The sequence below is a fragment of the Microbacterium sp. zg.Y1084 genome, assembly GCF_024623595.1.
Lineage (GTDB): Bacteria > Actinomycetota > Actinomycetes > Actinomycetales > Microbacteriaceae > Microbacterium > Microbacterium wangruii.
In genome coordinates this window covers 349,541-365,942 of the sequence record NZ_JANJGV010000003.1, presented here as the reverse complement: position 1 = coordinate 365,942, position 16,402 = coordinate 349,541, and the positions used below count along the sequence as shown (strand labels likewise).

The following is a 16,402-nucleotide window of genomic DNA, read 5'->3' as shown; positions in this document are numbered from 1 at the left end:
AAGCATACGTCTGCACCACCTCCAGGACAAATCAGGCCCGACGCCGCTCGCCGCAGGCGGCGTGGACGGACGGGGGCTGTCATCCGCCGGGGTTACGGTGGAAGGCGTGACCCCCGAACTCGCTGCCCGGATCGTCGCGGACTCCCGCGACCGCGTGGCGTGGGTGCGGGCGCGGTCGCGCGGGATCACCGCGACCGACGTGGCCGCCCTCACCTCCGAGAAGGCGATCGCCCGCGCGGCCGACGCCAAGCTCATGGGCTCCGGGTTCTCCGGCAACGCCTACACCGACCACGGACGCCGCCGCGAACCCGAGATCGCCCGCTGGGTGGCCGCGACCCACGGCATCCAGCCGTCGTCTGCCCTGTTCCACGCGGTCGTCGAGAAGCGCCACCTGGCGACGCCCGACGGCGTCGGTCTCGATAAGAACGGCCGCGTGATCCTGGCCGAGATCAAGACGACCAACAAGCACTGGCGCTCCATCCCCCGCTCCTACCTGCGGCAGGTGTGGTGGCAGCAGCACGTGCTGGGCGCCGAGCGCACGCTCGTGGCGTGGGAGCAGCATGTGGACTTCGTGCCCGTGGGCGACGAGCCGCGATGCGCCTGGGTCGACCGGGACGAGTACGAGATCGGCAAGCTGGTGACGCTCGCGACCTCTCTCATCGACGAGCTGTACCACCGCACGATGCAGCGCCGCAGCCTCGTCGCCCCGCCGGCCGCCCCGGTCGCGCCGCGCGAGCCCTTCCGCGCTCTCGCCCTCGCCGACTGAGCGCCCGCCACCGAGCGGCGCCCGGCAGTCCCGTGCCCGGCCAAACTGGTTGACCCATGTCAACTCCGGGGGTATAGTTGACTTCGCTCAACCGTTGATTCCCGTCAACTTCCGGTCGCCAGTGTCGTCGCACCGTCTCAGCCCCTGAAGGAGACACGTGCCGAAGTCCCCCCGTTCGAACGATCCCGCCGTCACGGAGAAGCTCGCCCACCGTCGCGTCCTCGAAGCGCTCTCGGGACTGCTCCTGGGCATGTTCGTGTCGATGCTCGCCTCGACGGTGGTGTCGACGTCGCTTCCGGTGATCCTCCACGACCTCGGCGGCGGGCAGACCGCCTTCACCTGGGTGGTCACCGCGACGCTGCTGACGACCGCGATCTCCACACCGATCTGGGGCAAGCTCGCCGACCTCACCAACCGCAAGGTGATGTACCAGCTGGCGCTCGTGATCTTCGTGCTCGCCACCGCCGCGGCCGGGTTCTCGCAGAACCCCGAGACGCTCATCGCGTTCCGCGCCCTGCAGGGCATCGGCGCCGGTGGCCTCGCCGCCCTCAGCCAGGTGCTGATGGCCGACATCATCAGCCCGCGCGAGCGCGGCCGCTACATGGGGCTGTTCGGCGCGGTCATGGCGGTCGCGACGGTGGGCGGCCCGCTGCTGGGCGGCCTCATCACGGATGCCTGGGGCTGGCGCTGGAACTTCTTCGTGGCGATCCCCGTCGCCGTCGCCGCCCTGCTCATCGTGCAGCGCAACCTGCACGTGCCCGCGCGGCCGAAGCAGAAGGCGCGCATCGACTACCTCGGCATCGTGCTGCTCTCGCTATCGGTGTCGCTCCTGCTGATCTGGGTGTCGCTGGCGGGTGACTCGTTCGACTGGTGGAGCCTCGAGACCGCCCTCATGCTCGGCGGAGCGCTCGTCGGCGCCGGCCTGTTCGTGTGGGTCGAGCTGCGCTCCCCTGAGCCGCTGATCCCGCTGACGCTCTTCCGCGACCGCACCTTCACGCTGTCGGTGATCGCCTCGATCGCCACCGGCATCGCGATGTTCGGTGCCTCGGTCTACCTCAGCCAGTACATGCAGCTGGCCCGCGGCGCCACGCCGACCGAGGCCGGCATCATGACGATCCCGATGATCGCGGGTCTGCTGATCGCGTCGATCGGCATCGGCGCTCTGATCACGAAGACCGGTCGCTGGAAGGCGTTCCTCGTCGCGGGCGCCGTGCTGCTGACCGCCGGTTCCGCGCTGCTGTCGACGATCGAGTACGACACCGATTTCACGCTCGTCTCCATCTACATGTTCCTCCTCGGTGCCGGCGTGGGCATGACGATGCAGAACCTCGTCCTCGTGGTGCAGAACACCGCCAGCCCGAAGCAGATCGGCGTCGCGAGCTCGGGGGTGACGTTCTTCCGCAGCCTCGGCGGCACGCTCGGCGTGTCGGTGATGGGAGCGGCGCTGGCCTCGCGCGTCGCCGAGCTCCTCACTGCGCGCACCGACGACATCACCGCCGCGCTGGCGAGCCTCGGCGAGCAGGGCCCGGTCTGGGCGGCCCAGCTGCAGAGCGGCGCCCTCCCCTCGGTCGCGACCATGCCCGACGCACTCCGGGTCGTCTTCGAGGACATCTACGCCAACGGCATCTCGCGCGCGTTCCTCATCGCCGTGCCGTTCGCCGTCATCAGTCTCATCGCGATCGTCTTCCTCCCCCGCACCCCGCTGACCTCGATGACGACCACCGAGCGCCTGCACGCGGCGGAGGCCGATTTCGCGACGGTCTCCGTCCCCGAAGGGATGGGCAGCCTGACGGCATCCCATCGCATCATCGACGAGGCGGACCAGACGGATGCCTCAGCCGAGACGGATGCCACGGACGGGGCATCCGACTCCCGCGACGCACGCCGATAGGGTGACGACGATGACGAGTCAGGAGACCTCCGAGGAGCGCGCAGCGGCGGTACGCGCCCTGGAGGGCGAATTCGGCGAGCTGATCAGCCGGTTCCGCAAGATCATCGCCGAGAACGCGCACCGGGTGAGTCCCGGCATGCTCCCTGGGGCATACAAGGTCTTCACGAGCATCGTGCGCTGCGAGCCGGTGACGCAGGCGGCGCTGGCGGAGCAGCTGGCGGTGGACAAGGGCCAGCTCAGCCGCACCGTGCGCGAGCTCGAGGAGCTGGGACTGGTGGAGCGCATGCCGGATCCGGCCGACGGCCGGTCGAGCCTGCTCTCCGCGAGTCCCGAGGGGCTGGCGCGCCTGGCCACCGCCCGGGCCCCGCAGCAGAGCACCCTGCACGCCGCGCTCGAGGATTGGGACCTCGACGACATCCACCAGCTCGCCCACCTGCTGCGCGCCCTGACGACCGGCACGCCGCCGTCCTGAGGCCGTCGCAGGCGGCGGCCGCGGAAGCCCCGGCGCCTACTGGTTCTGGAAGGCGGCGTCGAACGAGGCCGTCGGGGCGTCCCACAGCAGCGACCGCACGAACCCGATCGCCTCGGCGGCGCCGTGCAGCCTCGAACGCCTCGATCGCGGCCACCGCACCGTCACCGGCATCCATCCAGATGCCCGCCACGTCGCCCTTGGCGAGCTCGTCGCTGATGATGCTCTTGATCTGCGCAGGGTCTCGCTCATCGTCATCGGCGGCAGCATCGCCCGGGCGGGCGAGCACCTGCTGGCCGGAGTGCGGGGCGTCGAGGCCTTCGCCGCACGCGGCTGACCATGCCCCACCCACCTACCGTGACGGCCGCACCGGGGGGGACTCGTTGCACCCGCGTAACACGGCCGAGACATACGCGCGGTTGACTGGGACCCTGCCCGATCCGGGGCAGAATCGAGCAACGCTGCCGCGCACCCGCGGCGCGCGGAAGGAGCGACCGATGCGATTCCGGCCGCTGAGATCGTCCACCGTCCCCGAGACGCCCTCCCTCGTGGTGACCGACCCGCCTTCACTGATGAAGGCCGTCGTGTACGACGCACCCGGCACCGCCGACGTGCTGCGCCTCGCCGAGGTTGCGGTGCCCGCACCCGTGCTGAGCGAGCTGCTCGTGCGGGTCGTGGCCGCGGGGGTCAACCCGATCGACGCGAAGACCCGCAGCGGCGGCGGCGCCACCGCCGGCATCCCGTCCTACCCCAGCACGCTCGGCTTCGACTTCAGCGGGGTCGTGGTCAAGGCGCCCTACGAGTCGCACCCGCTGGCGCCGGGCACCGAGGTCTACGGCATGGTGCCCTTTCCCCGCTCGGGCGGCACCTATGCCGAGTACGTCGTCGTGCCGTCGCTGTCTGTGGCCCGCAAGCCCGCCTCCCTCTCGCACGCCGAAGCCGCCGGGGTTCCGCTGGCGGCGCTCACCGCCTGGGGGCTCGTCGTCGAGACCGCCCACGCGCACGAGGGCCAGCGCATCCTCATCCACGCCGGCAGCGGCGGGGTCGGGCACTTCGCGGTGCAGCTGGCGTCGTACTTCGGCGCGCACGTGACGGCCACCGGCTCCGCGGCGAACCTGCCCTGGCTGCGGGAGCTCGGCGCCTCCGTGGCCATCGACTACGCCACGACGCGGTTCGAGGACGTCGTCTCCGACGTCGACGTGGTCATCGACCTCGTCGGCAACGTGCACGACGACACGGGCTCGCGCTCGCTGTCGGTGCTGCGCCGCGGCGGCCTGTACGTACTGGTGCCCACGGGCGGCTGGCCGGGCTACGCGGAGGCCGCCGCGGCGGCGGGTCTGCGGGCGACGTCGTACAAGGTGATCCCCGACGGCGGGGTGCTGTCGACGCTGGGGAGACTCCTGGAATCCGGGTCGATCCGCGTCTTCCTCGACCGGGTCTTCGATCTCGGCGAGGCCGCCGCGGCCCACCGCGAGCTCGAGCGCGGTCACACCCGCGGCAAGTCGGTGCTGCAGGTCAGCGACGACTGAGCCGGGCCTGGCCGGGCAGGCGCGGCCGGCGAGCCCGTTGCCTCCGGCGCCTCCGGCGTGGCTCAGGATGCCAGCACCCGCCTGCCCTCGGCGATGAGCTCGGCCGCGACGGCGTCCAGCAGCGGGGAGCGCAGGTTCCACTGCTGCCAGTAGAGCGGCACGTCCACGGCGTCGCCGCCCAGCAGCACGAGGTCCCCGGCATCCAGCGCCGCCTGCGACTGCAGCCGCGGCAGCATCGCCCACCCGAGCCCCAGGCGCACCGCGGAGGCGAAGTCGGCGGAGGCCGGCACGTAATGCCGCGGCGGTGCGTCGGGGTCGACGCCCCGGCCCGCGAGCCAGGTGCGCTGGATGTCGTCGCGACGGTCGAAGTCGACCAGGGGCGCGCCGGCCAGCGCATCCGCGTGCGGCCCGCCGGGCAGATGACGCTCGACATACCGCGGCGCTGCCACCGCCTCGTACCGCAGGGCGCCCAGTGCGCTGACCGCGCACCCGGCCACCGGGGCCGCCCGCGACGTGACCGCCGCCATCACGGTGCCGTCCTCGAGCAGGCGGGCCGTGAAGTCCTGGTCGTCCCGGTGCAGGTCGAACACCACGGGATGCCGCTCGGAGAGCCGCGCCAGGGGCGGCAGGAACCAGGTCGCCAGCGAGTCGGCGTTGACGGCGAGCGGCACCGCCACCGTGTCCTCCCCCGGCGCCCCCAGTTGCCCCAGCGCGTCGTGCTCGAGCAGCGCGAACTGCCGCGCCAGGCGCACCACGGCGCGACCGGCATCGGTGGGTCGCGCGGGCTTCGCGCGCACCAGCAGCACCCGGCCCACCTGCTGCTCCAGAGCCTTGATGCGCTGACTCACGGCGGAGGGGGTGATGTGCAGCCGTCTGGCGGCGGCATCCAGCGTCCCTTCGTCGACCACGACGGCGAGGGTCTCAGCGAGATCGGCAGGAAGGCGCATCACAAGCGATGCTAATGGTTCGTAAGCCTCATGAGCTGTACTGATCTTCAGCGCCGACCTACCGTGGAGAGGTGATCCCCTCCCTCGTCGCCGGCTTCGCGCTGGGCCTCTCCCTCATCGTCGCCATCGGCGCCCAGAACCTCTTCGTCCTGCGCCAAGGCGTGCGGCGCGAGCACGTCGCGGCGGTGGCGACGGTGTGCGCGGTCTCGGATGCCGTGCTCATCGCGGTCGGCGTCTCGGGGCTGGGTGTCGTGGTCGCGGCCGTTCCGTGGCTGGTGGAGGTCGTCCGCTGGGCAGGCGCGGCGTTCCTCCTCGGCTACGCGCTGCTGGCGGCTCGGCGCGCGTGGCGGCCGTCCGGGGCGGCGCTGACGACGGGTGCCGGGTCGGGGTCCGGGTCGGGGTCCGGGTCGGGGGCCGGATCGGGGGCCGGATCGGGGGCCGGATCGGGGGCCGGATCGGGGGCCGGGGCCGCGGGCGGGTCCGGCGGCGGGTCCGGGTCCGGGGGAGGGTCCCGGGCCGGGTCGGGTTCCGCCGCGGCGGGGAGCATGGCTGACGAGCCGGGTGGCGGCACGGCGACCCGGGCGCGACTCGCCCCGGTGCTGCTGACCTGCCTGGCGCTCACGTGGCTGAACCCGCACGTCTACCTCGACACGGTGTTCCTCCTCGGAACCGTCGCGAGCGCGCAGGGCGACGGACGCTGGGTGTTCGCGGCGGGGGCGATGACGGCCAGCGTCGTCTGGTTCTTCGGGCTCGCGTTCGGCGCGCGCTACCTGGGCCGATGGCTGTCGACGCCGCGCTCCTGGCGGGTGCTCGACGGTGTCATCGCGGTCGTGATGACGGCCATCGCGATCTCGCTGATCCTGCCCCGGTGAGCTCAGCGGTCGATCTGCGCCTTGCGCGCCGCCACCAGCGCACGCACCGCCTCCTCCGGGAGGGGCGCGTCCGGGGCGACCCGGATGGTGCCCTTGGCCGTCTCGACGCCCGCCAGCTGCGGCGCGACCGCTGCGATCGCCTCGGGGCTGAACGGATACAGGCCGATGTGCCGCTTGGCGCGCATGACGGACAGCAGCGGCCTGCCGCGGTAGGTGAGGGCGGGCATGCCGTAGCCGAGTCCCTGCTCCGCATCGGGAACGACCGCACGCGCGAGGTCGTAGAGGCGGCCGATCGCCGCGGCATCCGCGGAGTCGAGGGTGGCCAGGTAGTCGTCGACGGTGCCCACGGCGCCCATCCTGGCATCCTCCCCTCGCGGCCGCACCGTCTGCCCGGCACGATGGAGTCATGAAGCGGGTGCACGTGATCGTCAGAGGCGACGTCCAGGGTGTCGGCTACCGGTACACGATGCGGATAGTGGCACGGGATGCCGGCGCGTCCGGGTGGGTGCGCAATCGCCGCGACGGCAGCGTGGAGGCGGAGGTCGAGGGCACGGCCGACCAGGTCGACGCGGTACTGGCCTGGATGGCCGGCGGCCCACCCGGCGCGGTCGTCGAGCAGGCCGCCGTCACCGACCGCGCCCCGCAGCGCGACGCCGGGTTCGAGGTCCTCCCCACCGCCTGACCCCCGCCCCGCCGGGGGCCGCTCGAGTGTCACTTATGGCGGGTGCGCCCGGCCGCGCACTGTGCGCTTGCGACACCGGAGCCGCGCGGGGGCCTCGCCGCGCGCTGCGGGGCCGCTCCGGTGTCACTTATGGCGGGTGCGCCCTGCCGCGGACTGTGCGCTGACGACACCGGAACGGGCCCGGTCCCGCGGGAACAGGCCCGGGCCCGCGGGAGCGGGCGAGGGGCCGCGGGAGCGGGCACCGCCGCGCGCCCCGGCGCCGCTCCGGTGTCACTTATGGCGAGTGCGCCCGCCCCCGACCCTGCGCTTGCGACACCGGAGCAGCGCAGCGCGCACAGCGCGGCCGGGCGAGCGCGGCCCGACCCGCCCCTGCGGAAAGACGCAGGGACCCCGCCCGAAGGCGAGGTCCCTGTGTGTGAGCGGGTCGGCTCAGAAGACGTTGACGTCCAGCGGGATGCCGGGGCCGAACGTGGTCGACACCGCACCCTTCTGGATGTAACGGCCCTTCGCGCTCGACGGCTTCAGGCGCACGATCTCCTCGAGCGCGGCCTTGAAGTTCTCGTCCAGCTGCTCGGCGGTGAACGACGCCTTGCCGACGACGAAGTGCACGTTGGCGTGCTTGTCGACGCGGAACTCGATCTTTCCGCCCTTGATCTCCTCCACGGCCTTGGCCGGGTTGGGGGTCACGGTGCCGGTCTTCGGGTTGGGCATGAGGCCACGGGGACCCAGCACCTTGCCGAGACGACCGACCTGGCCCATGAGCTCAGGGGTCGACACCGCGGCGTCGAAGTTGGTCCAGCCGCCGGCGACCTTCTCGATGAGCTCGGCGCCGCCGACCTCGTCCGCACCCGCGGCGATGGCGGCCTCAGCGGCCGGGCCCGTCGCGAACACGATGACGCGGGCGGTCTTGCCCGTGCCGTGGGGAAGGATGACGGTGCCACGCACCATCTGGTCCGCCTTGCGGGGGTCGACTGCGAGCTTGAGCGCGACCTCGACGGTCGAGTCGAACTTCTTCGACCCGGTCTCCTTCGCCAGCTGCACCGCTTCGGTGGAGCTGTAGAACTTGCCGGGCTCGATCTTCTCGGCAGCTGCGTTGTAAGCCTTGGACTTAGCCATGTTCGTTATCCCCTCAGTCCTCAACCGTGATGCCCATGGAACGGGCGGTGCCGGCGATGATCTTCGAGGCGGCCTCGATGTCGTTCGCGTTCAGGTCGGGCTGCTTGGTCTCGGCGATCTGACGCACCTGCTCCTTGGTGAGCTTGCCCACCTTGGTGGTGTGCGGCGTCTGCGAGCCCTTGGCCACACCGGCGGCCTTCTTGATCAGCTCAGCGGCCGGGGGCGTCTTCAGGATGAACGTGAAGCTGCGGTCCTCGTAGACGGTGATCTCCACGGGGATGACGTTGCCGCGCTGCGACTCGGTCGCGGCGTTGTACGCCTTGCAGAACTCCATGATGTTGACGCCGTGCTGACCGAGCGCGGGGCCGATCGGCGGCGCCGGGTTGGCAGCGCCGGCCTTGATCTGGAGCTTGATCAGGCCGGTCACCTTCTTCTTGGGTGCCATGCTTCTTCCTCTCTTCGAATCGGATGCCGAAGCCTCCGGTTCTCCCGCGGGTCCGGCCCTTCCGGACCGCGGTTGCGTGTGCGCACGCGAAAGCATGCGCAAACCACGACAGTCTACCGCACCCTGACAGCGCGAACGCCCCACAGCCGAGGCTGCGGGGCGTTCGCGACGACGCGGGGATGCGTCAGAGCTTGGTGACCTGGTCGAACGACAGCTCGACCGGGGTCTCGCGCTCGAACAGGGAGACGAGCACCGTGAGCTTGCCGCTCTCGGGCTTGATCTCGCTGATCGAGCCGGGAAGGCCGGCGAACGAGCCCTCCTTGATCGTGATGGTCTCGCCCACCTCGAAGTCGACCTCGGCGGGGATGCTGCGCGCCTGCGTGGCCGAGCCCTTGGCGGCGCCCTTCGCGGAGGCGACCTCCTTGACCTCGACGAGGGACTTCAGCATGTTGAAGGCCTCTTCGAAGCGCAGCGGCGTCGGGTTGTGGGCGTTGCCCACGAAGCCGGTGACGCCGGGCGTGTGTCGCACGACCGACCAGGTGTCCTCGTTCAGCTCCATGCGCACGAGCACGTAGCCGGGGATCCGGACGCGCGTGACCATCTTGCGCTGACCGTTCTTGATCTCGACGACGTCCTCCATGGGGACCTCGACCTGGTAGATGTCCTCTTCGACCTCGAGCGTCGACTTGCGCTGCTCGATGTTGGCCTTCACCTTGCGCTCGAAGCCGGCGTAGGAGTGGATGACGTACCACTTGCCGGGGAGGCTGCGCAGCTCGGCGCGGAACGCGTCGTAAGGGTCCTCTTCGGCATCCTCGTCGCCTGCTTCGGCGTCAGCCTCTGCGTCGTCGACGATGCGACCGGCGGCCTCGAAGTCCGCCAGGAAGTCGGTGTCCTCGACGGGCGCGTCGGGCTCGCCGTTGACGTCGGGGCCGTCGTAGGGGGTGACCTCGTCGGCGCGGTCAGCGGCCTTCTCGGCCTCCTCCTCGGCCATGGAGTCGGTGAGCACCTCAGCCGCGGCCTGGGCCTCGGCGGCCTCGTCGATCTCGAGGGCGTCGTTCACGATGGCATCCGCCTCCGGGTCTTCGATGTCGACATCATCCAGTTCGCGGGCGTCGGCATCCGCGTCGTCGCCGTCCTCCACGATGTGCACCGCGGCACGCTCGGCGGGCTCCACGGCACGCTCCTCCGCGGCGAGGATGTTGCCCTCCTGGGCCTCGTCATCCTCGCTCGACTGCTCCGCGGCCGTCGCCCAATCGGCGTCGTCGACATACTTTTCAGACACTTGGGTTCTCTTCCGTTCGGGGGTCCGGTGCCATGTTCCAGCTCACCGGAATACGTCCGCCGCCTGGCTCAGCTGGGTACGCCGAAGACGATCTGCACGATCCAGGTGAACACCCAGTCGAGGCCGTAGACGATCGCCATCATCACGACGACGAATCCGAGGACGACGCCCGTGAACTTCACGAGCTCTTGGCGGGTCGGCGTCACGACCTTGCGGAGTTCCGCGAAGACCTGGCGGATGAAGATGGCGATGCGCTGGAAGAAGTTGGGCTTCTTCTCGCGCGACGCGTCGCTGGAGGCGACGACTTCGCCCTTCGGCTCGTCCTGGACCATCAACCCCACCTGTGTGTGACCTGGTGTGCCAGCGAGTGCTGACGCGCAGGGCGGACAGGAATCGAACCTGCAACCTGCGGTTTTGGAGACCGCTGCTCTGCCAATTGAGCTACCGCCCTAAAAGGCCCGGGGGCCTTCGGGATGAAATCACATCCCCCGCCGCGACGTGAGTCCAGGGTGTTCCCGACCGGCGGGCACGGCGAAAGAATGCAGATTTCGACTGCACTGTCCAGTGTACGGCATGGCTTCGGCGCCAGACGAATCCCCCACCCGACGCGGCGGCGTGTCCCGGCGCGTCCGCCCCGGTCCGCCCGGGCCCCGCCCCGGGTCAGTATTCGGCGGCTCCGTACCGGTCGGGTTCCTCGGCGCGCACGAACGCGCGGCCCGACAGCGACGTGGGGGCGATCCGTACGTAGTGGTACTTCAGCGTCGGGATCCACGGGTGAAGCGGCAGCTTGTCGGCGGCGGCGACCTGATCGTACGTGTCGAGCACGTGGGCGTGCCCGCGCACCACGACGCTCCAGGCGTCGTCGTCGGTGTGGTCGTCCACTTCGAAGAGCACTTCGTCGCTGACGGTCAGCTCGAACAGCTTGCTGCCCGGTGCGGTGCGGAACACGAGCGACTTCTCGTCGACGACGAAGTTCACCGGGAAGATGTCCAGAACCCCGCCGACGTGCGTGACGAGCCTGCCGAGCTTCTGCGTCTCCAGACGCTCCCAGCACTCGTCGTCCGACAGGGAGGCGACGTATTCCTGCAACTGGTCCATACCCCTATCCAACCCCTGCAGGAGCATGGATGCCAGGGGTCGGTCGCCCGCACGGCGCCGACCCCCGGCGAGGGTCAGCCGGCGACGCGGATCAGCTTCTTGTTGACGAACTCGTCCGCTGCGAGCAGGCCGAGTTCCCGCCCGGTGCCGCTGCGCTTGACTCCGCCGAAGGGCAGCTCCGGCGAGTCGGCGAGCACGAGGTTGACGTAGACCATGCCGGCGTCGATGCGGTCGGCCACGCGCTCCGCCTGCGCGGGGTCGGTGGTGAAGACGTAGGAGCCCAGGCCGAACCCGGTGTCGTTGGCGATCTCGATCGCCTCGTCCTCGTCGGCGACCCGATACACGACCCCGACGGGACCGAAGAACTCTTCGCGGTAGGCGTCCATGTCGCGGGTCACCCCCGTCAGCACGGTGCCGGGGTAGAACGCGCCGTCGCGGGCGCCTCCCGTGACGAGCGTCGCCCCCTGCGCCACGGCGCGGTCGACCTGCTCGGCCAGGCGCTCCGCTGCCGTCAGCGACGACAGCGGTCCGAGCACGGTGTCCTCGGCGAACGGGTCGCCGACGGTGGCTGCGGCCATCGCGGCCGTGAACTTCTCGAGGAAGGCGTCGTACAGCTCGTCGACCACGAGGAAGCGCTTGGCGCCGTTGCAGGACTGCCCGACGTTGTCCAGCCGCGCGTCGACGGCGGCCTGCACCGCCTGGTCGAGGTCGTCGGTGGACAGCAGCAGGAACGGGTCGGATCCGCCCAGCTCCAGCACGGCCTTCTTCAGGTTGCGTCCGGCCACCTCGGCCACAGCCGCGCCCGCGCGCTCGGAACCGGTCACCGACACGCCCTGCACCCGGGGGTCGGCGATGACCTCGGCTGCCTGTTCGTTGGTCAGGCGCAGGTCGGTGTACACCCCGGCCGGGAAGCCGGCGTCGGCGTAGATCCTCTCGATCGCCTCGGCCGACTGCGGGCACTGCGAGGCGTGCTTGAGCAGGATGGCGTTGCCGATCGCGATGTTCGGAGCGGCGAAGCGCGCCACCTGGTAGTAGGGGAAGTTCCACGGCATGATGCCCAGCAGCACCCCGAGCGGCGCCCGGCGGATGACCGCGGTACCGTCGCCCAGGACGTCCACGGGGGTGTCTCCGGTGATCTCTCCGATGTGGTCGGCGTAGTACTCGGTGATGTCGGCGGCGAAGTCGACCTCCCCCTCGGCGGCGGCGAGGGGCTTGCCCATCTCCCGCACGATGATCGCGGCGAGGTCGTCGCGGCGTTCCCGGTGCAGCTCCGCGACGCGGCGCAGCAGGCGCGCCCGCTCGTCGGGTGTCGACGTCCGCAGCCAGCCGCGCGCGGCGGCATCCGCGGTGGCCAGGGCCGACTCGACTTCTTCGTCGGTGGCGGTGGGGTAGGTGGCGAGGGTCTCCCCCGTGGCGGGGTTGACGACCGCGTACGTGCTCATGGTGCTCCGTTCTGCCCGCCGTCGGCGGGGTCGGCGTGGACCGGGTGGTCGGCTCTTCACGGATGCCGGCGGCACGGGTGCCGGCGCTGGCACCCGCTGCCATCATGCCCGACACCCGCACCCCGCCGCCCCCGCGCCGCTCGAGTGTCACGAATGCCGCGACACCCGCACCCCCGACCGTGCGGAACCGACACTCGAGCAGCCCGCAGCCGCCCCGCGCGCCCCCGCCGCCCGCCCGCCCGCGCCGCGCCCCCGCGCCGCGCCCCCGCAGCACCCCGCGCCGCTCGAGTGTCACGAATGCCGCGCCGCCGAGCCCCCGACCGTGCGGAACCGACACTCGAGCAGCCCGCAGCCGCCCCGCGCCGCCGCAGCGCACTCCCGCGCCGCCCAGAGGGCCCGAGTCGCCCCACGCCGCCGCGCGCCCCCGGCGCCGCTCGTGTGTCACGAATGGCGGGTCACCGACCCCCGGACCGCGCGGAAGCGACACTCGAGCAGCCCCGAGCCCGCAGCCCCGAGCCCCGAGCCCTGACCCCGGCCCGGTGCGCCAGCGGGCGGGTCAGTGCGCGGCGATAGCGGATGCCACGACGTCGAGGCCCTCGTGGAGCAGCTCGTCATCGATGGCGAGCGGCGGCAGGAACCGGATCACGTTGCCGTACGTTCCGCAGGTGAGCACGATGACGCCCTCGGCGATGCACGCCCGCGCGATGTCGGTGGCCAGCGCGGCGTCCGGCGCGCCGGTGCCCGGGTCCGCGAGCTCGATCGCGATCATGGCTCCGCGGCCACGCACGTCACCCACCCGCGGGTCGGCCCCTGCGAGCTCCCGCAGCCGGTCGAGCATGAGGCGCTCGATCTGCTGCGCGCGCTCGATGAGACCGTCGTTCTCGAAGGCGTCGATGGCGGCGAGCGCGGCGGCGCACGCGACCGGGTTGCCCCCGTAGGTGCCGCCGAGGCCCCCGGCATGCGCGGCATCCATGATCTCGGCGCGACCCGTGACTCCGGCCAGCGGCATGCCGCCTGCCATGCCCTTCGCCGTCGTGATGAGGTCGGGCACGACGCCGAACAGCTCGCTGGCGAACATGGCTCCGGTGCGGGCGAAGCCCGACTGCACCTCGTCGACGATGAAGACCACGTCGTTGTCGCGGCACCACTGGGCGACGGCGGGGAGGAAGCCGTCCGCCGGCACGATGAACCCGCCCTCCCCCTGGATCGGCTCGATGACGACGGCGGCGAGGTTCTCCGCCCCCACCTGCTTCTCCATGAGCGTGATCGCGCGGGCGGCTGCCTCGCCGCCGGTCAGCCCGTCGCGGAAGGGGTACGACCCCGGCACCCGGTAGATCTCGGGGGCGAAGGGGCCGAATCCGCTCTTGTAGGGCATGGCCTTGGCTGTGAGCGCCATCGTCAGGTTCGTGCGGCCGTGGTAGCCGTGGTCGAAGGCCACGACCGCCTGGCGGCCGGTGTGCTTGCGAGCGATCTTCACGGCGTTCTCGACGGCTTCGGCGCCGGAATTGAACAGCGCGGTCTTCTTCTCGTGGTCACCCGGGGTGAGCCGGTTCAGCGCCTCGGCCACCGCGACGTACGACTCGTACGGCGAGATCATGAAGCAGGTGTGCGTGAACTGGGCGGCCTGCGCGGCGATCGCCTCGACGACCTTCGGGTGCGCAGAGCCGACAGTGGTGACGGCGATGCCCGATCCCAGGTCGATGAGCGCGTTGCCGTCGGCATCCATCACGATGCCGCCGCCCGCGGCGACCGCGGCGATCGGGACGGTGTGACCGACGCCCGCCGCGACAGCGGCGCTCTTGCGTTCGAGCAGGTCGCGAGAGCGCGGCCCGGGGATGGCGGTCACCATGCGGCGCTGCTGCGGCAGCCCGGGTCCGCCGAGCGGGAGGGAAGGGGCGAGATCGTCGATGATCATGGCCCCGAACATACCGCTCACCCGCCCCCGCCGAGCGCTGCTCGAGTGTCGCTTACGCACAGTCTCGTGCCAGCGGAACCCGCCATCCGCGACACACGAGCAGCGCGCGAGGGCGAGCAGCGCCCGAACACACGAGCAGCGCGCGAGGGCGCGCAGCGCCCGACACACGAGCAGCGCGCGAGGGCGAGCAGCGCCCGACACACGAGCAGCGCGCGGGAGCAGCGCAGCGCCCGACGGCGGCGCTCAGCGTGGCGCGTGCGCCTCGAGGAACTCGTACACCTCGGTCGAGTCCACCCCCGGGAACGAGCCCGTCGGCAGGGTCGCCAGCAGCGTCCGCGGCGTACGCACGTTCGGCCACGAGTGCTCGCGCCACGCCGACTCGAGGTCGGCCGGCGCCCGGCGGCAGCACGCCTCGACCGAGTGCTTCGAGACGCCGCGGTTCGGAGTGTCGCGTCCCAGGAACCACTTCGTGTCATCGAAGCGCACGCCCACGCTGACCGAGTGCGCCCCCTCGCTGGACGCCTCCACCCGCGCCGTGCACCAGTAGGTGCCGTTGCCGGTGTCGGTGTACTGGTAGTACGGGTTGAAGTGGTCGTCGACGTCGAAGACCACGCGGCTCGTCCACTTGCGGCAGCACATCTGCCCCTCGATCGACCCCAGCCGGTCGGTGGGGAAGTTCACGTCGTCGTTCTCATACGCCTTCGTGATCGTCCCCGATTCGTGCACCTTGAGGAAGTGCACCGGGATGCCGAGGTGGGTCGTCGCGAGGTTGGTGAACCGGTGCGCGGCCGTCTCGTACGACACGGAGTACGTGTCGCGCAGGTCCTCGATCGACAGTGCTCTGCGGGCCTTGGCATCCCGCAGGGCCGGCACGACGTGCGCCTCGGGGATCAGCAGCGCGCCGGTGAGGTAGTTCGTCTCCACCCGCTGGCGCAGGAACTCGGCGTAGCTGTGCGGCTCGGAGTGCCCGAGGATGCGGCTGGACAGCGCCTGCAGCACGGCCGTGCGCGGGTCGGCCTTCGCCGTGACGCGGCTCGAGAGGTAGAGCCGCCCGTTCTTGATGTCGGCGACGCTGCGGGTCGTCTGCGGCAGGTCGGGCACGTAATGCAGCGTGAAGCCGAGGTGCGCGGCGATGTCCGACGCCGTCCGCTGTGTGAGCGGCCCGCCGGGGTGGCCGACGGCATCGAGGATGCCGCGGGCGTGCTGCTCGAGGTCGGCGAAGTAGTTGTTCTGCGTCCTCATGAGACGCCGCAGCGCCACATTCGCCCGCCGCGCTTCCTCGGGGGTCGCGGACCGCTCGTCGCGCAGGCGCTCGATCTCGCCCTGCAGTGCGATCATCGCCTTCAGCGCCTCGGTGGGCACCGTCTTGCCGACACGGAAGGGCGCGATGCCCAGCGCCTGGAAGGTCTGGCCGCGCATCGCCCGTTCCAGCTGGATCTCGAGCGTCGCCCGCTCGTCGAGCGGCTGGCTCTCCAGCAGCGCGTCGAGCGTCGTCCCCAGGGCCCGCGAGATCGCCCGAAGCAGGGTGAGCTTCGGCTCCCGCTTGCCGTTCTCGATCATCGACAGCTGACTGGGTGCGCGCTCGACGGCGGCGGCGAGCTCGTCGAGGGTCATCCCCCTGGCCGTGCGCAGCTGACGGATGCGCCGGCCCATCGTCAGTGCGTCCACCGCTTCATCGTCGGCGGAGCGAGCGTCGATCTCGACATCGAGAGAGGTCGTCATGGCCGGATTCTGTCACGAATGCAGAAGTATCGGGAAACTTCACACCCGATTCGGCCGTTCAGACCCGGGATGTTCACCGGATAGTGGAACCACGCCACACCCCCAGGGATCCGCACCGAGGATCGCGGACTGCAGACCCGGCTCACTCGCCGGTCGCGCAGCCCAGGAACACTCACCCGCACTCGCTCACAGGAGAACAGGGACATGACACCTGCAACCGCCACCC

General features: G+C 71.1%; 17 protein-coding genes and 1 tRNA gene. 6 read left to right on the top strand and 12 right to left on the bottom strand.

All coding sequences use genetic code 11. The features are described 5' to 3' along the window. Window positions 1-106 precede the first annotated feature (106 nt). The 3 genes from NQ165_RS06290 to NQ165_RS06280 all read left to right on the top strand — a co-directional run bounded on the left by NQ165_RS06290 (window position 107) and on the right by NQ165_RS06280 (window position 3,129). Window positions 107-766 carry a YqaJ viral recombinase family protein gene (locus NQ165_RS06290; protein WP_257526036.1) on the top strand — a complete coding sequence of 220 codons (660 nt, stop codon included), beginning with the start codon at window positions 107-109 and terminating at the stop codon, window positions 764-766. A 250-nt stretch (window positions 767-1,016) separates the two neighbouring features. After that, the gene (locus tag NQ165_RS06285; protein WP_374679343.1) at window positions 1,017-2,657 is read left to right on the top strand and encodes an MDR family MFS transporter; all 1,641 of its coding nucleotides are present in this window, start codon (window positions 1,017-1,019) and stop codon (window positions 2,655-2,657) included. A gap of 10 nt (window positions 2,658-2,667) precedes the next feature. Continuing rightward, the gene (locus NQ165_RS06280; RefSeq protein WP_257526038.1) at window positions 2,668-3,129 is read left to right on the top strand and encodes a MarR family winged helix-turn-helix transcriptional regulator; all 462 of its coding nucleotides are present in this window, start codon (window positions 2,668-2,670) and stop codon (window positions 3,127-3,129) included. Window positions 3,130-3,165: 36 nt separating this feature from the next. Here the strand turns inward: NQ165_RS06280 and NQ165_RS06275 are convergent, their stop codons facing one another. Beyond that, entirely contained in the window at window positions 3,166-3,300 is a 135-nt protein-coding gene (locus NQ165_RS06275) for a hypothetical protein (protein WP_257532077.1), read from the bottom strand. Between the two features lie 323 nt (window positions 3,301-3,623). On the opposite strand from NQ165_RS06275, the gene NQ165_RS06270 reads away from it, so the two are divergent. Continuing rightward, window positions 3,624-4,655, top strand: coding sequence for an NADP-dependent oxidoreductase (locus NQ165_RS06270; RefSeq protein WP_257526040.1), 1,032 nt, complete (start codon window positions 3,624-3,626; stop codon window positions 4,653-4,655). Between the two features lie 62 nt (window positions 4,656-4,717). Here NQ165_RS06270 and NQ165_RS06265 read toward each other — a convergent pair whose 3' ends face one another. Continuing rightward, the gene (locus tag NQ165_RS06265; protein ID WP_257532075.1) at window positions 4,718-5,602 is read right to left on the bottom strand and encodes a LysR family transcriptional regulator ArgP; all 885 of its coding nucleotides are present in this window, start codon (window positions 5,600-5,602) and stop codon (window positions 4,718-4,720) included. 74 nt (window positions 5,603-5,676) lie between these two features. Here NQ165_RS06265 and NQ165_RS06260 point away from each other — a divergent pair, with 74 nt between their 5' ends. Further along, entirely contained in the window at window positions 5,677-6,474 is a 798-nt protein-coding gene (locus NQ165_RS06260) for a LysE/ArgO family amino acid transporter (protein ID WP_374940932.1), read from the top strand. 2 nt (window positions 6,475-6,476) lie between these two features. Here the strand turns inward: NQ165_RS06260 and NQ165_RS06255 are convergent, their stop codons facing one another. Beyond that, a complete protein-coding gene (locus NQ165_RS06255) occupies window positions 6,477-6,830 on the bottom strand; it encodes an iron chaperone (RefSeq protein WP_306816496.1) in 354 nt (117 codons plus the stop codon). A gap of 50 nt (window positions 6,831-6,880) precedes the next feature. Here NQ165_RS06255 and NQ165_RS06250 point away from each other — a divergent pair, with 50 nt between their 5' ends. Then, entirely contained in the window at window positions 6,881-7,156 is a 276-nt protein-coding gene (locus NQ165_RS06250) for an acylphosphatase (RefSeq protein WP_257532071.1), read from the top strand. 429 nt (window positions 7,157-7,585) lie between these two features. On the opposite strand, the gene rplA is transcribed toward NQ165_RS06250, so the two are convergent. From rplA to NQ165_RS06205, 9 genes are all read right to left on the bottom strand, one after another. Then, a complete protein-coding gene (gene rplA, locus NQ165_RS06245) occupies window positions 7,586-8,272 on the bottom strand; it encodes a 50S ribosomal protein L1 (RefSeq protein ID WP_257526044.1) in 687 nt (228 codons plus the stop codon). A 13-nt stretch (window positions 8,273-8,285) separates the two neighbouring features. Further along, the gene (rplK, locus tag NQ165_RS06240) at window positions 8,286-8,717 is read right to left on the bottom strand and encodes a 50S ribosomal protein L11 (RefSeq protein ID WP_257526045.1); all 432 of its coding nucleotides are present in this window, start codon (window positions 8,715-8,717) and stop codon (window positions 8,286-8,288) included. 184 nt (window positions 8,718-8,901) lie between these two features. Continuing rightward, a complete protein-coding gene (gene nusG, locus NQ165_RS06235) occupies window positions 8,902-9,999 on the bottom strand; it encodes a transcription termination/antitermination protein NusG (protein WP_257526046.1) in 1,098 nt (365 codons plus the stop codon). 68 nt (window positions 10,000-10,067) lie between these two features. Next, window positions 10,068-10,331 (bottom strand): preprotein translocase subunit SecE, encoded by a 264-nt coding sequence (gene secE, locus NQ165_RS06230; protein WP_257526047.1) that lies wholly within the window; start codon window positions 10,329-10,331, stop codon window positions 10,068-10,070. Window positions 10,332-10,377: 46 nt separating this feature from the next. Next, window positions 10,378-10,450, bottom strand: a tRNA-Trp gene (locus NQ165_RS06225). A 209-nt stretch (window positions 10,451-10,659) separates the two neighbouring features. Next, window positions 10,660-11,097 (bottom strand): pyridoxamine 5'-phosphate oxidase family protein, encoded by a 438-nt coding sequence (locus NQ165_RS06220; protein WP_257526048.1) that lies wholly within the window; start codon window positions 11,095-11,097, stop codon window positions 10,660-10,662. 74 nt (window positions 11,098-11,171) lie between these two features. Then, entirely contained in the window at window positions 11,172-12,539 is a 1,368-nt protein-coding gene (locus tag NQ165_RS06215) for an NAD-dependent succinate-semialdehyde dehydrogenase (RefSeq protein WP_257532069.1), read from the bottom strand. Between the two features lie 556 nt (window positions 12,540-13,095). Continuing rightward, entirely contained in the window at window positions 13,096-14,454 is a 1,359-nt protein-coding gene (gene gabT / locus NQ165_RS06210; RefSeq protein WP_257526050.1) for a 4-aminobutyrate--2-oxoglutarate transaminase, read from the bottom strand. Window positions 14,455-14,697: 243 nt separating this feature from the next. Then, window positions 14,698-16,176: a helix-turn-helix transcriptional regulator gene (locus NQ165_RS06205; protein ID WP_257526051.1), complete on the bottom strand. Its 1,479-nt coding sequence runs from the start codon at window positions 16,174-16,176 to the stop codon at window positions 14,698-14,700. Window positions 16,177-16,402: the final 226 nt, after the last annotated feature.